We start from the raw sequence: 16,485 nt of genomic DNA, 5'->3' as shown, positions 1-16,485 counted from the left end.
CGTCCTTTGCGTCCTTCGCGGTATATGCTTTTGCCTTGCTTCAGTGAAAATCCCGAGACTCGGTGAGGAGGCGCCCCAGCAGCGCGCTGTGATCCACCAGCCTGCGCGCCACGAGGTGCACCACCTCGCCTTCGATCTGCATGTAGCCTTCGACGCCGAGCAGGCGCGAGCTCAAGAGCTCTTTCCTCTGTCTTTCCACGAGGTCGTTCCACACCACGACGTTGGTGTAGCCGGTCTCGTCCTCGATCGTCACGAAGACAACGCCCTGCGCAGTGCCCGGCCGCTGGCGGCACGTGACGATGCCGGCGGTGCGAACGGGCTTGCCGTTCTTCATCGCTCTTAATTCCTTCGCGGTCGACAGCCGCATGCGTGTGAATCGCTTGCGCAGCAGCGCGAGCGGATGGCGGCCGAGCGTGAGACCGAGGCTGCGGTAATCGGCGACGATCTCCTCGGCTTCCTTCGGCGCTTCGAGGAAAGGCAGCGTCTCCTGCACCGGCGCATTCGCCAGCAGCTCGGGCATCGCACCGGCGCCCGCGACCAGCCAGTGCGCGTTGCGCCGGTGGCCCGCGAGGCGCTGCAGCGCGCCGGCCTGGGCGAGGTTGGCGAGGTCGCGGCGATTGAGCGCGGCGCGGCGGGCGAGGTCCTGCACGTCGCTGAACGGCCGTTCCCCTCGAGCGGCTTCGATGCGCTTCGCGCCTTCGGCGCGAAGCCCTTTGACCATCCGCAGTCCTAATCGGACTGCGGATGGTCGCGCACCCGGTGAACGCCTCGGAGGAAAACCAGGGTTTTCCTCCGAGACCTCCTTTCCTTTTTCGAGCGCGCAGTCGAAATCGCTTTGAGTGACATCGACCGCCCGCACTTCGACGCCGTGGCGCTGCGCGTCCTGCACCAGCACCGAAGGCGAGTAGAAACCCATCGGCTGGCTGTTGAGCAGCGCGGCGAGGAAAGCTGCGGGCTCGTAATACTTGATCCACGCCGAGACGTACGCGAGCAGCGCGAAGCTCGCCGAGTGCGATTCGGGGAAGCCGTATTCGCCGAAGCCGCAGATCTGGCGAAAGATGTTTGCCGCGAACTCTTCGCTGTAGCCCCTTTCGGTCATGCCGGTGCGCAGCTTCTGCTCGAAGGGCTCCAGGCCGCCTTTGCGCTTCCATGCCGCCATCGCACGCCGAAGCTGATCGGCTTCTCCCGCCGTGAAGCCGGCGGCGACCATCGCGAGCTGCATCACCTGCTCCTGGAAGATCGGCACGCCGAGCGTGCGCTCGAGCACTTTCTTCACCGCTTCGGACGGATAGGTCACCGGCTCCAGGCCCTGCTTCCTCTTGAGGTACGGATGCACCATGCCGCCCTGTATCGGGCCGGGCCGCACGATCGCGATCTCGATCACGAGGTCGTAGAACTCCACGGGCTTGAGCCGCGGCAGCATCGACATCTGGGCGCGCGATTCGATCTGGAACACGCCGATCGTGTCGGCGTGCCGGATCATCTCGAAGACCTTCGGATCGTCGGCGCGATCGACGATCTCGGGCATCGTGTCGGCCGGAGGGCGATCGGGCGCGATGAATTCGAGCGCGCGGCGGATCACCGACAGCATGCCGAGCGCGAGCACGTCGACCTTCAATAAGCCGAGCGCTTCGAGGTCGTCCTTGTCCCACTGGATCACGCTGCGCTCGGCCATTGCCGCGTTCTCGACCGGCACGAGCTCCGCGAGCGGTCCGCGCGAGATCACGAAGCCGCCGACGTGCTGCGACAGATGGCGCGGAAATCCGATGAGCGTGGTCACCAGCTCTACCAGATGCTGCACGACGAGGCTGTCGGGATCGAAGCCCGCCTCGCGCAACCGCATCGGAATCGCACTGCGGTTATCCCACCATGCCATCGACCGCGTCAGCGCGGCGATCTGTGCCGTGTCGAGGCCGAGCGCCTTCCCGACGTCGCGTAACGCGCTGCGCGGCCTGTAGCAGATCACGGTCGCCGCGATCGCTGCGCGATGGCGTCCGTACTTGTCGTAGACGTACTGGATGATCTCTTCGCGCCGCTGGTGCTCGAAGTCGACGTCGATGTCGGGTGGTTCGTCACGCTCGCGGGAAAGAAAGCGCTCGAAGAGGCCGTGCTGTCTCGCCGGATCGATCGCGGTGATGCGCAGGCAGTAACACACCGCAGAATTCGCAGCGGATCCACGGCCCTGATACAGGATGTTCCGGGCTCTCGCCTCGCGCGCGATGTCGTGCACGGTCAGAAAGAAATGCTCGTACTTGAGATCCTCGATCAGCGCGAGCTCGCGCTCGACGAGCGCCTTGATCTCCGGTGTAGGACCGTCCGGAAAGCGATGCTGCAGACCCGCTTCGGTGAGCTCTCGCAGATAGCTCGATGCGGTATGCCCTTCGGGAACCAGCTCGGCGGGATATTCGTATTTGAGCTCGCCGAGATCGAACCGGCAGCGCTCCGCAATACGAATCGTTTCTGCCAGGAGATCGTCTTCGGGATATTTCTTGGCGATATGCGACAAGCGCCGCAAGTGGCGTTCGGCATTCGGATGCAGCGCTTCGCCGGCTTTATCGACGGTTACACCGAGCCGGATCGCCGTCAGGACGTCCTGCAGCGGGCGCCGGGAGCGCACGTGCATATGGACGTCGCCGGCTGCGACGACCGCAAGGCCGCTCTGTTTACCGAGCTCGCGCAGGCTGCGCAGCCGCGCTCCGTCGTTCGATCCATAGCAGAGCTCGGCAGCGATCCACGCACGCCCGGCGAAGCGGTGGGCGACGAACCTCGCATGATCGATGCTCGGCTCGGCGCCGGGTACGAGCAGCGCGAGACATCCCGGGATACCGTCGTCCAGATCTTCGGGTTCGAGGCGATATTGCCCTTTGGGTGTGCGCGTACGCGCGAGGGTGATCAGCGCACACATCCTGCCGTAGCCTTTGCGATCGGTCGCGAGCAAAACCAGCTTCAGGTTGTTCGTGAGCGTGATCTCGGTGCCGACGATCAGCTTCAGCTTGTGTTTCTTCGACTCGTTCGTCGGGAGCTTCTTTGCCGTGAGCTCTTTCACCGCGACATGCGCACGCACTACGCCTGCCACCGAGCACTCATCGGTGATCGCAAGCGCTCTGTAGTCCAGCGCGTGCGCGCGGGCGACGAGCTCCTCGGCGCTCGAGGCACCCCGCAGGAACGAGAAGTTGGTGAGGCAGTGCAGCTCCGCGTAGGCTGGGAGCGAGCCGGCTTGCGAATCGTTCACGCAAAAAAACCATGGAGGAACCAGCGGCCGGCTTTGCCGTGCTCGCGATAGATCCACAGCATCGCTTCGACAGGATTCGCCGCGACGAAGTAATCGCGCATGACGTCGTTACCGTCCCACCACCCCGATTCGATGCGCTCGGGGCCCGCGAGGAGCGAGAGCCGGCCTTCGTAGCACGGCGCATTGTCGATCTCGCTCAAAGGCCGAGGTTGCGCGAGCAGCCACAGCGGCCGCGAACGGATGTCGCCGAGCTTGGCGTCGCGGCTGCCGGGTTCGGTATAGCGCCACGCGCGTTCGGGCCGGTGGTCGGCGTGGCGCGTGAGTCCCAGCACCGCGTCGTCGCCGAGGCGTGCGCGAAGCTTCTCGATGAGGTGTGCGGCGGCTTCCTCGTTCTGTCCGGCGTCGGGAATGAGCGAGAGATTGCTCGAGGCGAGCGGCAGCAGGATCTCGCTCGAAAGCTGAATCGCGGTCGCGGGCGCGGCGAGCTCGGTGCGCTCGAGGCGCTCGCGCAGCACGTTCGTCAGGTGCTCGGCGTCGCGCGTCGCCGCGACCAGCGAGAGCGTGACGCGCGTCGGCTCGCGCTTGTGGTGCTCGAAAGAAAACGTGAGCCGCTGCGCGCCGCTCGCAGTCGCGGTGAGATAGCCGCACAGCTCGACGAGCATGCGCCGCGCCGCGAAGAGCAGCATGCCCGCGTCGTGCGCGGGCGCAGGCAGCGGCTGCTCGGCCTTGAAGACCGAAGGCGGCGTGTGGTACGTGCGCGGGTCGGGCAATGCGCCGTATGCGCGGTCGAGATCGTCGAGCACGCGCTGGCCGAGCCGGCGCGCGATGCCGTCGCGCGGCAGCGCGATGACGTCACCGACGGTCTTCGCCCCGACGTTCTGTAAGAGCGCGAGCGCATCCGCTGCGAGGTCCATCGCGTCGACGGGAAGACTGGGCAGGCTCACACGCAGTGCGTCGGCATGACGCAGATGCACCGGGAGGCCCGCGCGTGCGAACCACTGCGCCGCGAGCGGCGTGGGCGCGCACGCGATGCGCGCGGTGTACCCGAGGGCGCGCAAGCCCTCGGCAGCGATGTTCCACAGCGCTTTCAATCCGCCGAACAGCGTCAGCGACCCCGCGATCTCGAGCAGCAACGTGCACGGCGGTGCGATGTGCACCGCGGGCGTGAACTGGATCGCCCACGCAGCGATGCGCTCGAGCGTGGTTTCTTCGGCGGCGAAGTCTCGCGGCACGAGCCGAAGATCGCACGCGAGCGCGGACGCCGCGGCGGGCGGCATCCCGGCTTTTACGCCGCGTCTTCTCGCCGCGTCATTGCAGCCGACGATGAACGACTGCGAGCCCTGCGTGCCGACGACCGCGAGCGGCGCGGCGCCGCCGGCGTTACGTATGGCGCGCGTGTAGACCTGCAGGGGCAGGGAAGGGAAGTGCAGCGCGAGCCACAGCATCGCTCACGTTCCGAAGCGGCGTGACGACGATCGATCAGGCCAGCGCGGCTTGCAGCGGCTGCCGCACGACGCGCGGCGGCAGCGGGCGCTTCAGCCTCGACAGCGGCCGGCCGGTAAAAGCGTGCAGGTCGAGCACGACCGGCGGCGGCAGCCCGCCGCCGCGGCGCTTCAATATGCGCACGACGGTGCGGCCTTCGGCACGCGAGACGTGCAGCCGCAGCGCGGCAGGCGAGGCGGGCGCGACGCGCGCCGAGCGAAAGAGGATGAGCGAAGTCGACGCGGCCTCCGCGGCGAGCTGAAGCCTGCGCAGCGCGCGCTCGTGGACGTGGTCCTGCCACAGCAGCACGGCGCCGCAGCACGACGCGCGCAAAGCCTGCTCGCCCGCCCAGAGATTGTCCTCGGCCGCGCCGGGTTTGATCAGCAGCAGGCGCTCGAGCGCGACGCCGTGCTCGGCGAGCGCCGGCGCGTACGGCACGTGCGGCGGCGCGATGACCGTCACCCAGCGTCCGGCCTGCGTGAGCTTCGCGGCCGCGGGCACCGTGAGCTTCACTTCGCCGACGCCGGGACGTTCCGCATAGATCTCGGTGATCGCGCCGATCGGCCAGCCGCTGCCGGGGAGGTGGGCGTCGAGCTCGGCGAAACCGGTCGAGACACCGGGCGCGACGCGCGCGCATTCGCTGCCGCGCCAGACGGCAGGGTGGTTGAGAACTGCGTCCAGTGATCCCATTTACAGGCTCCGGCCGTTGCGGATGACGCCGACCGCGATGCCTTCGATCGTGAGATGGTCGCGCCGCGGATCGACGACGCGGGTCTCGAAATCGGGGTTCTCGGGAATGAGCTCGACGAACGAGCGGTTGCGGCGGATGCGCTTGACCGTGACCTCGTCTTCGATGCGGGCGACGACGATCTGGCCGGAGCGGAAATCGATGGTCTTGTGCACGGCCAGCAGGTCGCCGTCGAGGATGCCGGCGTCGCGCATGCTTAAGCCCCGGACCTTGAGCAGGTAATCGGCCGAGGGGTTGAACAGCGACGAATCGAGCTGGTAACGGCCTTCGATGTGCTCGGCCGCGAGGATGGGCGAGCCGGCGGCGACGCGGCCGATGACCGGCAGCCCGGGCTCGTGCTTGAGCCGGATGCCGCGGGAGGCGCCGGGGATCATGTCGATCACGCCTTTGCGCGCGAGCGCCCGGAGGTGCTCCTCGGCGGCATTGGGCGACTTGAAGCCCATGGCCTCGCAGATCTCGCTGCGCGTGGGCGGATAGCCCGACTGCTCGGTGTATTCCTCGATCAGCTTGAGGATCTGGGCCTGGCGTGGGGTCAGCGTGTCCATGGGGGCGGGCTCCTTTTCCTGTAAGTATATACAGGTTGGGGTGCTTCGCAAGCGCCGGAGAGGAAAAAGGAGGGAGGAGATGGGAGAGTCAAGGGCGCGCACGCCGCCCGCAGTGCGGCAACAGCGGCCATTGCAGGGGCTCGCGATACCGTTCTCCTCTCTCCTATCTCTTCTCTCCTATCGATTTTCCTGTTACACTTCAATGCTCTGTGGAAACGATGGGCTGTGAGCCCATTTTTTGTTTGTAGCGCGGAAAAATTTGCACTGATGGCGACGGACCTTGCTCGACTACTGGAATCGACGCTCCATGGCATGGGCTACGAGCTCGTCGATTTCGAGCGCTCGGGCAAGGGCAAGCTCTTGCGCGTCTTCATCGACAAGCCCGAAGGCATCAACGTCGATGACTGCGCGGCCGTCAGCAATCATCTGAGCCGCCTTTTCGCGGTCGAGGACATCGATTACGACCGGCTCGAGATCTCCTCGCCGGGTCTCGACCGTGCGTTGAAAAAGGAACAGGATTTCGTGCGTTTCGCCGGCCAGAAGGCGCGCATCAAGGTGCGCGTGCCGGTCGAAGGGCAAAGGAATTTCGTAGGGGTGTTGCGGGAGACGCACGCCGGGAAGGTCGAGATCGAAGTGGACGGGAAGGTCGTCGAGCTCGATCTCGCGAACCTCGACAAGGCGCGCCTGGTGCCTGCAATTTGAGAACTTAGGAGCCGTGATGAGCCGGGAAATATTGTTACTCGTGGATGCGCTGGCCCGCGAGAAAAACGTCGAGAAAGACACCGTTTTCGGTGCGCTGGAGCTCGCGCTCGCGTCGGCTTCCAAGAAGCGCTTCACCGAAGATGTCGACATCCGCGCCCACGTCGACCGCGTGAGCGGTGATTTCTCGTTCTTCCGCCGCTGGCTCATCGTTCCGGACGAAGAGTTCGAGGTGCCGTCGCGCCAGTACATGCTGCGCGAAGCGCTCGAGGAAAAAGCCGACGCCCAGATGGGCGAATACATCGAGCAGCCGCTCGAAGGCTTCGAGGTCGGCCGCATCGGCGCGCAGACCGCCAAGCAGGTCATCCTGCAGAAGATCCGCGACGCCGAGCGCGAGCAGATCCTCAACGACTTTCTCGCGCGCAAGGAGTCGCTGGTCACCGGCGTCATCAAGCGCATGGAGCGCGGCAACGCGCTGATCGAATCCGGCCGCCTGGAATCGGTGCTGCCGCGCGACCAGATGATCCCCAAGGAGAACCTGCGCGTCGGAGACCGCGTGCGCGCGCTGATCTGGAAGATCGACCGTCAGGCGCGCGGTCCGCAGTTGATCCTGTCGCGCACCCAGCCCGATTTCATCGTGAAGCTCTTCGAGCTCGAAGTGCCGGAGCTGGAAGACGGCCTGCTCGAGATCAAGGCCGCCGCCCGCGACCCGGGCTCGCGCGCGAAGATCGCCGTGCACTCGAAGGACGCGCGCATCGACCCGATCGGCACCTGCGTCGGCATGCGCGGCTCGCGCGTGCAGGCGGTGACGTCGGAACTCGCCGGCGAGCGCGTGGACATCGTGCTGTGGAACCAGGACCCGGCGCAGTTCGTGATCAACGCGCTGGCGCCGGCCGAAGTGAGCCGCATCACCGTCGACGAAGAGAAGCACAGCATGGATATCGTCGTCGAGGAAGAGAACCTCGCGCAGGCGATCGGCCGTAACGGCCAGAACGTGCGTCTCGCCGCCGAGCTCACCGGCTGGGAGCTCAACATCATGACGCTCGAGGAGTCGGAGAAGAAGAGCGAGGAAGAGACGACCCGCATCCGCTCGATCTTCATGGACAAGCTCGACGTCGACGAGGAAGTCGCGGGCATCCTGGTGGAAGAAGGCTTCTCCACGCTCGAGGAGGTGGCTTACGTGCCGCTCAACGAGATGCTCGAGATCGAGGCGTTCGACGAGGCGACCGTGAACGAGTTGCGCAGCCGCGCGCGCAACGCCCTGCTCACGCAGGCGATCGCCTCGGAAGAAAAAGTCGAGCACGACATCGAGGACCTGATGAAGGTCGAAGGCATGGACAACGATACCGCGCGACTGCTTGCCTCGAAGGGCGTCGGCACGCAGGAAGACCTCGCCGATTTCGGCACCGACGATCTCGTGGAGCTGACCGGCCTCGACGCCGATCGTGCAAAGACGCTGATCATGTCGGCGCGCGCGCCGTGGTTCGCGGAAAACAACGCGTAAAGGGCTACGACGCGCCCTGGCGGCGCTACATAGACGAATAGAGATATCGGGGTACATACAGACTAGATGGCGCAAATCAACGTAACGGAATTCGCTAAAGAGCTCGGGCTGCCGCCCGCGCTGCTGATCGAGCAGCTTCAGGCTGCGGGCGTCGCTCGCGCGCTGACCGCCGACACTGCGCTCACCGAGAAAGACAAGACCCAGCTCCTCGACTACATGCGCCAGAAGCACGGCGCGAAGGAGTCGAAGCAGAAGATCACGCTCACGCGCAAGCAGACGACCGAGATCAAGAAGTCCGACAGCACCGGCAAGTCGCGGACGATCCAGGTCGAAGTCCGCAAGAAGCGCGTGCTCGTCAAACGCGACGCGGTCGAGCCCGAGGCGCCGGTCGAACAGCCCAAAGTCGTGCTCGACGCCGAGCAGGTCGCCAAGCGCGAAGCAGAAGCGAAGCAGCACGCCGAGCTCGCCGCGCGCCAGGCGGCGGACATCGAGCGCAAGGCCGAGGCCGAGCGCCGCAAGCAGGAAGCCATAGCCGAAGCGCAGGCCGCCGAAGAAGCGGCGAAGGCGGCGGCGGAAGCGAAGACCGCTGCGCCCGCGCCCGAAGCCGCGCCGGCCGCGCCGGAAGCCGCGCCCGCCGCGACGGCGGTTGCTGCAGCGCCCGGCGCCCAGCCCGAAGCGAAGGTCGAAGGCACGCTGCACAAGCCGACCGCCAAGCCCGCCGACAAGGACAAGAAGAAAGTCGCCAAGCCCGCCAAGCAGGTGGTCTGGCGCGACGAGGCGGCCAAGCGCCGCCAGATCAAGACGCGCGGCGATTCCGGCGGGCAGTCGGGCTGGCGCGCACGCCGCGGCGGCGGACGTCACGGTGCGCACGAGGACGGCGATCAGGCCCACGGGTTTGCCGCGCCGACCGAGCCGATCACCAAGGACATCGTCGTTCCCGAGACGATCACCGTCGCCGACCTCGCCCACAAGATGAGCGTCAAGGCGGCCGAGGTCATCAAGCAGATGATGAAGCTCGGCAGCATGGTCACGATCAACCAGGTCCTCGACCAGGACACCGCGATGATCGTCGTCGAGGAGATGGGCCACAAGGCGGTCCGCGCCAAGCTCGACGATCCCGATGCTTTCCTTGCCGAAGAGAACGTCGCACACGGCGAGCTCAAGCTCGAGCCGCGCGCGCCGGTCGTGACCGTCATGGGTCACGTCGACCACGGCAAGACTTCGCTGCTCGACTTCATTCGCACCACTAAAGTGGCGAGCGGTGAAGCAGGCGGTATCACGCAGCACATCGGCGCGTACCACGTGAACACGCCGCGCGGCATGATCACCTTCCTCGATACGCCGGGCCACGAAGCGTTCACCGCGATGCGTGCGCGCGGCGCGAAAGTGACCGACATGGTCATCCTGGTGGTGGCCGCCGACGACGGCGTGATGCCGCAGACCGAGGAAGCGATCGCCCACGCCAAGGCCGGCAACGTGCCGATCGTGGTCGCGCTGAACAAGATCGACAAGCCCGAAGCGAACCCCGAGCGCGTCATGCAGGAGCTCGCGTCGCGCGAAGTCGTTCCCGAAGAGTGGGGCGGCGACACCCAGTTCGTCCAGGTCTCGGCGAAGACCGGACAGGGCATCGACAACCTGCTCGAGCGCGTGCTGCTCCAGGCCGAAGTGCTGGAGCTCCAGGCGCCGAAGGAAGCGTTCGCGAAAGGGATCGTCATCGAATCGCGCCTCGACAAGGGACGCGGCCCGGTCGCGACCGTGCTCGTTCAGTCGGGCACGCTCAAGCGCGGCGACGTGCTGCTGGCGGGCGCGGTGTTCGGCCGCGTGCGCGCGCTGCTCGACGAGAACGGCAAGACCATCGACTCGGGCGGTCCTTCGATCCCGGTCGAGGTGCTCGGTCTCTCCGACGTGCCCGCGGCGGGCGCGGAAGTGATCGCGCTCGGCGACGAGCGCAAGGCGCGCGAGATCGCGCTCTTCCGCCAGGGCAAGTATCGCGACGTCAAGCTCGCCAAGCAGCAATCGGCGAAGCTCGAGAACATGTTCGAGCAGATGGGCGAAGGCGAGAAGCGCACGCTGACGCTGATCATCAAGGCGGACGTGCAGGGCTCGTACGAAGGTCTCGCCCACGCGCTCGGCAAGCTCTCGACCGACGAGGTGAAAGTGAACATCGTTCACTCGGCCGTGGGCGGTATCACCGAGTCCGACATCAACCTCGCGCTCGCGTCGAAGGCGGTGGTGATCGGCTTCAACACGCGCGCCGACGCCGCGGCGAGGAAGCTCGCCGAGTCGGCCGGTGTGGACATCCGCTACTACAACATCATCTACGAAGCGGTGGATGAGGTGAAAGCGGCGCTGTCCGGCATGCTCGCGCCGGAGCGCAAGGAGAACACGCTCGGCCTCGTCGAGATCCGCCAGGTGTTCAAGATCTCCAAGGTCGGCACGGTGGCCGGCTGCTACGTCACCGAAGGCCTCATCAAGCGCGGGGCGAAGATCCGCCTGCTGCGCGAGAACGTGGTCATCCACGACGGCGAGCTCGATTCGCTCAAGCGCTTCAAGGACGACGTGCGCGAGGTCAAGGCGGGCTTCGAGTGCGGCCTGGGGTTGAAGGGCTACAACGACCTGAAGGTCGGCGACCAGCTCGAGGTGTACGAGGTCGTGGAGGTCGCGCGCACGCTGTAATGCCGAAAGACTATCCGCGCACCCGGCGCATCGCCGAGCAGATCCAGCGCGAGCTCGCGGAGGTGATCCGCACCGGGCTCAAGGACCCGCGCGTGAGCGGCTTCATCACGATCACCGACGTCGAGGTGAGCCAGGACCAGTCGCACGCCAAGGTCTTCTTCACGATCCTCGGCGACGCGAGCAAGGTCGACGAGACGACGCAGGGCCTGAAACGCGCGGCCGGGTTCCTGCGCACTCAGCTCGCGCAACGCATGCAGCTTCGCACCGTGCCCACGCTCGACTTCAAGTACGACGCCTCGGTCGAGCGCGGCATGAAGCTCTCGCGCCTCATCGACGAGGCGGTCGCGAGCGATCCCAAGCCTAGGACTAAGTGAGCGCCAAGAAGGAGCGGCGCAAGCTCGACGGCGTTCTCCTCCTCGACAAGCCGCCCGGCATCACCTCGCAGGGTGCGGTCAGCCGCGCCAAGCGCCTGTTCGGCGCGGCCAAAGCCGGCCACACCGGGACGCTCGATCCGATGGCGACCGGGCTCCTGCCGCTCGCTTTCGGCGAGGCGACCAAGTTCGCGCACTCGCTGCTCGACGCCGACAAGGCGTACGTCGCCGACGTGCGGTTCGGCGTGACGACGACGACCGGGGACCTCGAAGGGGACGTCGTTTCGACGAAACCCGTCGACCTCGACGAGCCGCGGCTCCTGAATGCGCTGGCACGGTTTCGGGGCGAGATCGTCCAGGTCCCGCCGATGTACAGCGCACTGAAGCACCAGGGCAAGCCGCTCTACGAATACGCCCGAGCAGGCACCGAAATCGTGCGCGAGCCGCGGCGGATCACGATTCACGCGCTCGAGCTGGACAGTTTTGCCGGCGACACCGCCCGCATCCGCGTCTGGTGCAGCAAGGGCACCTACATCCGCGTGCTGGCGGAAGACATCGGGGAGACGCTCGGCTGCGGCGCGACGCTTGCAGCCCTGCGCCGCACCGCGGTCGGGCCGTTTTCGGTCGAGGCCGCGACGACGCTGGAAGCGCTCGAGGCGGTCCCGCCGGACGAACGCGCCGGCGCGCTGCTGCCGGCCGATACGCTCGTGCGCGAGCTGCCGGCGGTGGCGCTGGACGCCGGGCAGGCGCGCCGCCTCGGTCTGGGGCAGAGCGTGAGCGGCCTCGCGGCGGGCGCAGGCCTGGTCCGCGCGTACGGGCCGGCCGGCGCGTTTCTGGGCGTGTGCGAGCTCTCCACGACCGGGGTGCTGGCGCCGCGGCGACTCCTTGCAACGAGCTAAATCTGTTGAGCCGACCGACACTTACAGAGTAAAATAGCCGACTTTTCAGCAGCCGAAGACACAGACCGGAGAATTTCAATGGCCGTAAACGTTACGCAGAAAGCCCAACTGGTGAAGGACTACCAGCGGGCACAGGGCGACACTGGCTCCCCCGAGGTCCAGATCGCGCTCTTGACTGCGCGTATCACCGATCTGACGGAGCACTTCAAGACTCACGTCAAGGACCATCACTCGCGCCGCGGATTGCTTCGCATGGTGAGCCGCCGCCGCAAGATGCTGGATTACCTCAAGCGGACGAACGCGGACAAGTACAGAGCGCTGATCGAACGGCTCGGACTGCGCAAGTAAGCGCAACCCTGTGGCTATGGCCGGCGGGCTCGCACCGCGCATCGACTTTCGCGCAAATAACGCCGGCCGCGCTTCGCGGCCGCAGCGCATTGTCCTCCCGGCCTTCACCGCCGCTCGAACCCTACAACCCAAGACCGCCTGATGCGCGGTCTTTTTTGTTTGTGATAAGGACACGATGACTCGGATAACCAAGACGATGAACTGGGGTGGGCGACAGCTCACGCTCGAAACCGGAGAGATCGCGCGACAGGCCAGCGGCGCGGTGCTGGTCAATTACGACGACACGGTGGTGCTGGTGACCGTCGTCGGCGCGCGCGATCCCAAGCCCGGACAGGACTGGTTCCCCCTGACGGTCGACTATCAGGAGCGCACCTACGCCGCGGGCAAGATTCCCGGCGGCTTCTTCAAGCGCGAAGGACGCCCTTCCGAGAAAGAGATCCTCACCTCGCGCCTCATCGATCGCCCGATCCGCCCGCTGTTCCCCGAAGGCTTCTACAACGAAGTGCAGATCGTCGCGACCGTGATGTCGATGAATCCCGAAGTCGATTCGGACATTCCCGCGATGGTGGGCGCCTCCGCCGCGCTCGCGGTCGCCGGCATCCCGTTCGACGGCCCGATCGGCGCGGCGCGCGTCGGCTACGCCAACGGACAGTACATCCTCAACCCGACCAAGACCGAGCTCCAGACCTCGCAGCTCGACCTCGTCGTCGCCGGCACTCAGGCCGCGGTGCTGATGGTGGAGTCGGAAGCGCACGAGCTTCCGGAAGACGTGATGCTCGGCTCGGTGGTGTTCGGCCACGAGCAGATGCAGGCGGTCATCGAGCTCATCCACCAGCTCGCCGAAGAAGGCGGCAAGAACGCGTGGGAATGGACCGCGCCCGCCAAGGACGAAACCATGATCGCGCGCATGGCGCAGAGCTGCGAGAACGAGCTCCGCGAAGCCTACACGCTCCGCGGCAAGCAGGATCGCACCCGCCGTGTCGACGAGATCCGCAGCCGCATCGTCACCGAGCTGGGCGCGGACGCGACGCCGCAGCAGCTCACCGCGATCGGAGCGGAGTTCAGCAACCTCGAAGCGAAGATCGTCCGTAACCAGATCCTCGACGGCGAGCCGCGCATCGACGGTCGCGACACGCGCACCGTGCGCCCGATCACCATCCGCACCGGCGTGCTGCCGCGCGCCCACGGCACCGCGCTCTTCACGCGCGGCGAGACCCAGGCGATCGTCAGCGCGACGCTCGGCACCTCACGCGACGAGCAGATCATCGACGCGCTCCAGGGCGAGTATCGCGATCGCTTCATGCTCCACTACAACTTCCCGCCGTATTCCACCGGCGAAACCGGCCGCGTCGGCTCGCCGAAGCGCCGCGAGATCGGCCACGGCCGGCTCGCCAAGCGCGCGCTGCTGGCGGTGCTGCCCACGCCCGAAGAGTTCGCCTACTCGCTGCGCGTGGTCTCCGAGATCACCGAATCGAACGGCTCGTCCTCGATGGCTTCGGTGTGCGGCGGCTGCCTCGCGCTGATGGACGCGGGCGTGCCGCTCAAGGGGCACGTCGCGGGCATCGCGATGGGTCTCATCAAGGAAGGCAACCGTTTCGCGGTGCTGACCGACATCCTCGGCGACGAGGACCACCTCGGCGACATGGACTTCAAGGTCGCGGGCACCGAGAAGGGCGTGACCGCCCTGCAGATGGACATCAAGATCCAGGGCATCACCAAAGAGATCATGCACGCGGCGCTCACGCAGGCGAAGGAAGGCCGCATGCACATCCTCGAGAAGATGAAAGCGGCGGTCGATCACCCGCGCTCGGAGCTCTCCGCGTTCGCGCCGCGCATGATCACCATGAAGATCAACCCGCAGAAGATCCGCGACGTCATCGGCAAGGGCGGGGCGGTCATCCGCGCGATCACCGAGGAGACCGGCACCACGATCGACATCCAGGACGACGGCTCGGTCACCATCGCGTGCGTCTCGGCGGAAGGCGGCGAGGCGGCCAAGCGCCGCATCGAAGAGCTCACCGCGGACGTCGAAGTGGGCAAGATCTACGAAGGCACGGTGCTCAAGCTCCTCGACTTCGGCGCGATCGTCAGCGTGCTGCCGGGACGCGACGGGCTGCTTCACATCTCGCAGATCGCCAACGAGCGCGTCAACGCCGTCTCCGACCATCTCAAGGAAGGCCAGCAGGTGCGCGTGAAAGTGCTCGAGGCCGACGAGAAAGGCCGCCTGCGGCTGTCGATGAAGGCCGCGGCGCAGGAAGCGGCGGCGAGCGGCGAGCAGCAGGGCCAGCAGCAACAGCAGCCCCAGCCGCAGCCGGTGCAGTAAGCGGGTCTGACCCCGGTTTCATCGGGGTCTGACCCGGGTTTGGTCTCAAGCCAAAACAAAAGGGGCAGCCGCCGGCTGCCCCTTTCTTTTTATTCTCAGACCCGTTGCGAGAGCCCTCCGTGGCTCCCGGCCCTACTTGGCGACCTGCCGCTCCCTCATTTCGTCGAGCGTCTTGCAGTCGATGCACAGCGTCGCGGTCGGCCGCACTTCGAGTCGCTTCAGGCCGATCTCGACTCCGCACGACTCGCAGTAGCCGTATTCGCCGGCGTCGATGTGCTGGATGGTTTCGTCGATCTTCTTGATCAGCTTGCGCTCGCGGTCGCGGTTGCGAAGCTCGAGGGACATGTCGGCTTCCTGGCTTGCGCGGTCGTTGGGGTCGGCGAAGATCGTCGCTTCGTCCTGCATGGTGTGGACGGTGCGGTCGATGTCCTGCGACAGCTCGCGCTTCATCTCTTCCAGCATGCTGCGGAAGTAGGCGAGCTGTCTCGCATTCATGTATTCCTCTTTCCCCTTCGGCTTGTAAGGGGGTATGGCTTTATGGAGTTCGGAGGGCATTGGACAGGGGTCTCGTTAATAAAAGAGCGCTTTAATATCAGAATTCTACTGGGGCAGCAAGCGAACTCGGACAGCCTTTTTGCACATTGGTTTCAATTGACCGTGAGGAGGGCGCCGATTATCATTACGGGCCTTCTCGCAGGGCGTCCCGCGCAAGGTTTCAAGCGAGCCCTCGCCGCCGTTCTAGAGGCGCCCGTAGCTCAACAGGATAGAGCACCGGCCTTCTAAGCCGGGGGTTGTGGGTTCGAGTCCCGCCGGGCGCGCCAAAGCGTGTGAAGGGCGTGTGAAGCGCGCACGTCCCGAGCCGCTGCGAGGAGAGCGTCAGGCAGTTCCGCAGGTTCAGTGGTGGCTGTAGCTCAGTTGGTAGAGTCCCGGATTGTGATTCCGGTTGTCGTGGGTTCGAGTCCCATCAGCCACCCCATCTTTTAAGCGCGCCTTCGGCGCGCTTAAAAGATGGGGTAACGCCAAGGAGGGAAACCTACGGTTTCCCTCCTTGGACCTCCTTTCCCTTCGGCTCGCTCCCGCTCGCTCCGCTATTTAAAAGCACAACGAAGGAGGCGCAGTGGACCTGAAGTCGTTCATTCGCGATATCCCCGATTTTCCCAAGCCCGGCATTCTCTTCCGGGACATCACACCGCTCGTCGCGTCACCCGAGGCGTTTCGCGAGACGGTGCGGCGGCTCGCGGACCATTTCCGCGGGCGGCATATCGACGCCGTCGTGGCCGCGCGAGGCGAGGGGATTCATCTTCGGCGCGCCGCTCGCGCTGGAGCTTGCGGCCGCATTCGTCCCGGTGAGAAAGCCGGGCAAGCTGCCGTTCCAGAGGCATACGTACCAATACGAGCTCGAGTACGGGACCGACGCGCTCGAGATGCACGTCGACGGCGTGCGCTCGGGCCAGCGCGTGCTGTTGATCGACGATCTGCTCGCCACCGGCGGCACCGCGCGCGCGTGCTGCAACCTGCTGCAGAAGATGGGCGCGAAGATGGAGGCGTGCGCGTTCGTGATCGAGCTGGCGGCGCTCAACGGGCGGCGCGTGCTCGCGCCGTGCGAGGTTTACAGCCTGATCACTTACTGAAGGTCAAAACGGATTCCCGCCCCCGCG

Annotated in this window: 13 protein-coding genes and 2 tRNA genes; 10 read left to right on the top strand and 5 right to left on the bottom strand. The window is 66.0% G+C overall.

Translation table 11 applies throughout. From position 1 onward, the window contains the following. Positions 1–40 precede the first annotated feature (40 nt). From VHP37_32900 to lexA, 4 genes are read right to left on the bottom strand one after another with little or no spacing between them, the layout of a single operon-like run. A complete protein-coding gene (locus tag VHP37_32900; GenBank protein ID HEX2831175.1) occupies positions 41–3,232 on the bottom strand; it encodes an error-prone DNA polymerase in 3,192 nt (1,063 codons plus the stop codon). Then, complete coding sequence (locus VHP37_32895; GenBank protein HEX2831174.1) at positions 3,229–4,677, bottom strand: DNA polymerase Y family protein; 1,449 nt, start codon at positions 4,675–4,677, stop codon at positions 3,229–3,231. Before VHP37_32895 ends, VHP37_32900 begins: the two co-directional genes overlap by 4 nt. A gap of 34 nt (positions 4,678–4,711) precedes the next feature. After that, complete coding sequence (imuA, locus tag VHP37_32890; GenBank protein ID HEX2831173.1) at positions 4,712–5,404, bottom strand: translesion DNA synthesis-associated protein ImuA; 693 nt, start codon at positions 5,402–5,404, stop codon at positions 4,712–4,714. Continuing rightward, positions 5,405–6,007, bottom strand: coding sequence for a transcriptional repressor LexA (lexA, locus tag VHP37_32885; protein ID HEX2831172.1), 603 nt, complete (start codon positions 6,005–6,007; stop codon positions 5,405–5,407). It lies immediately after the preceding gene. A 267-nt stretch (positions 6,008–6,274) separates the two neighbouring features. On the opposite strand from lexA, the gene rimP reads away from it, so the two are divergent. From rimP to pnp, 7 genes are all read left to right on the top strand, one after another. Then, complete coding sequence (gene rimP / locus VHP37_32880; protein ID HEX2831171.1) at positions 6,275–6,709, top strand: ribosome maturation factor RimP; 435 nt, start codon at positions 6,275–6,277, stop codon at positions 6,707–6,709. 16 nt (positions 6,710–6,725) lie between these two features. Then, positions 6,726–8,210, top strand: coding sequence for a transcription termination factor NusA (gene nusA, locus VHP37_32875; GenBank protein HEX2831170.1), 1,485 nt, complete (start codon positions 6,726–6,728; stop codon positions 8,208–8,210). Between the two features lie 66 nt (positions 8,211–8,276). Next, the gene (gene infB / locus VHP37_32870; protein HEX2831169.1) at positions 8,277–10,886 is read left to right on the top strand and encodes a translation initiation factor IF-2; all 2,610 of its coding nucleotides are present in this window, start codon (positions 8,277–8,279) and stop codon (positions 10,884–10,886) included. Beyond that, positions 10,886–11,260 carry a 30S ribosome-binding factor RbfA gene (gene rbfA, locus VHP37_32865; protein HEX2831168.1) on the top strand — a complete coding sequence of 125 codons (375 nt, stop codon included), beginning with the start codon at positions 10,886–10,888 and terminating at the stop codon, positions 11,258–11,260. The genes infB and rbfA overlap by 1 nt, the downstream gene beginning before the upstream one ends. Next, positions 11,257–12,156 carry a tRNA pseudouridine(55) synthase TruB gene (gene truB, locus VHP37_32860; protein HEX2831167.1) on the top strand — a complete coding sequence of 300 codons (900 nt, stop codon included), beginning with the start codon at positions 11,257–11,259 and terminating at the stop codon, positions 12,154–12,156. The genes rbfA and truB overlap by 4 nt, the downstream gene beginning before the upstream one ends. 78 nt (positions 12,157–12,234) lie before the next feature. After that, positions 12,235–12,504, top strand: a complete 270-nt coding sequence (gene rpsO / locus VHP37_32855) for a 30S ribosomal protein S15 (GenBank protein HEX2831166.1) — start codon at positions 12,235–12,237, stop codon at positions 12,502–12,504. Between the two features lie 175 nt (positions 12,505–12,679). After that, positions 12,680–14,827 (top strand): polyribonucleotide nucleotidyltransferase, encoded by a 2,148-nt coding sequence (gene pnp / locus VHP37_32850; protein HEX2831165.1) that lies wholly within the window; start codon positions 12,680–12,682, stop codon positions 14,825–14,827. A 132-nt stretch (positions 14,828–14,959) separates the two neighbouring features. Here pnp and dksA read toward each other — a convergent pair whose 3' ends face one another. Then, on the bottom strand, positions 14,960–15,322 hold the full coding sequence (gene dksA, locus VHP37_32845; protein ID HEX2831164.1) for an RNA polymerase-binding protein DksA: 363 nt from the start codon (positions 15,320–15,322) through the stop codon (positions 14,960–14,962). Positions 15,323–15,571: 249 nt separating this feature from the next. Here dksA and VHP37_32840 point away from each other — a divergent pair. The 3 genes from VHP37_32840 to VHP37_32830 all read left to right on the top strand — a co-directional run bounded on the left by VHP37_32840 (position 15,572) and on the right by VHP37_32830 (position 16,458). Continuing rightward, positions 15,572–15,648, top strand: a tRNA-Arg gene (locus VHP37_32840). 79 nt (positions 15,649–15,727) lie between these two features. Beyond that, positions 15,728–15,803, top strand: a tRNA-His gene (locus tag VHP37_32835). Between the two features lie 166 nt (positions 15,804–15,969). Next, positions 15,970–16,458: an adenine phosphoribosyltransferase gene (locus tag VHP37_32830; GenBank protein ID HEX2831163.1), complete on the top strand. Its 489-nt coding sequence runs from the start codon at positions 15,970–15,972 to the stop codon at positions 16,456–16,458. The last annotated feature ends 27 nt before the right edge of the window (positions 16,459–16,485 follow it).

Source organism: Burkholderiales bacterium (assembly GCA_036262035.1).
Lineage (GTDB): Bacteria > Pseudomonadota > Gammaproteobacteria > Burkholderiales > SG8-41 > JAQGMV01.
Note: the sequence above shows the minus strand (reverse complement) of the source record. Positions and strands in the feature narration are given on the sequence as shown.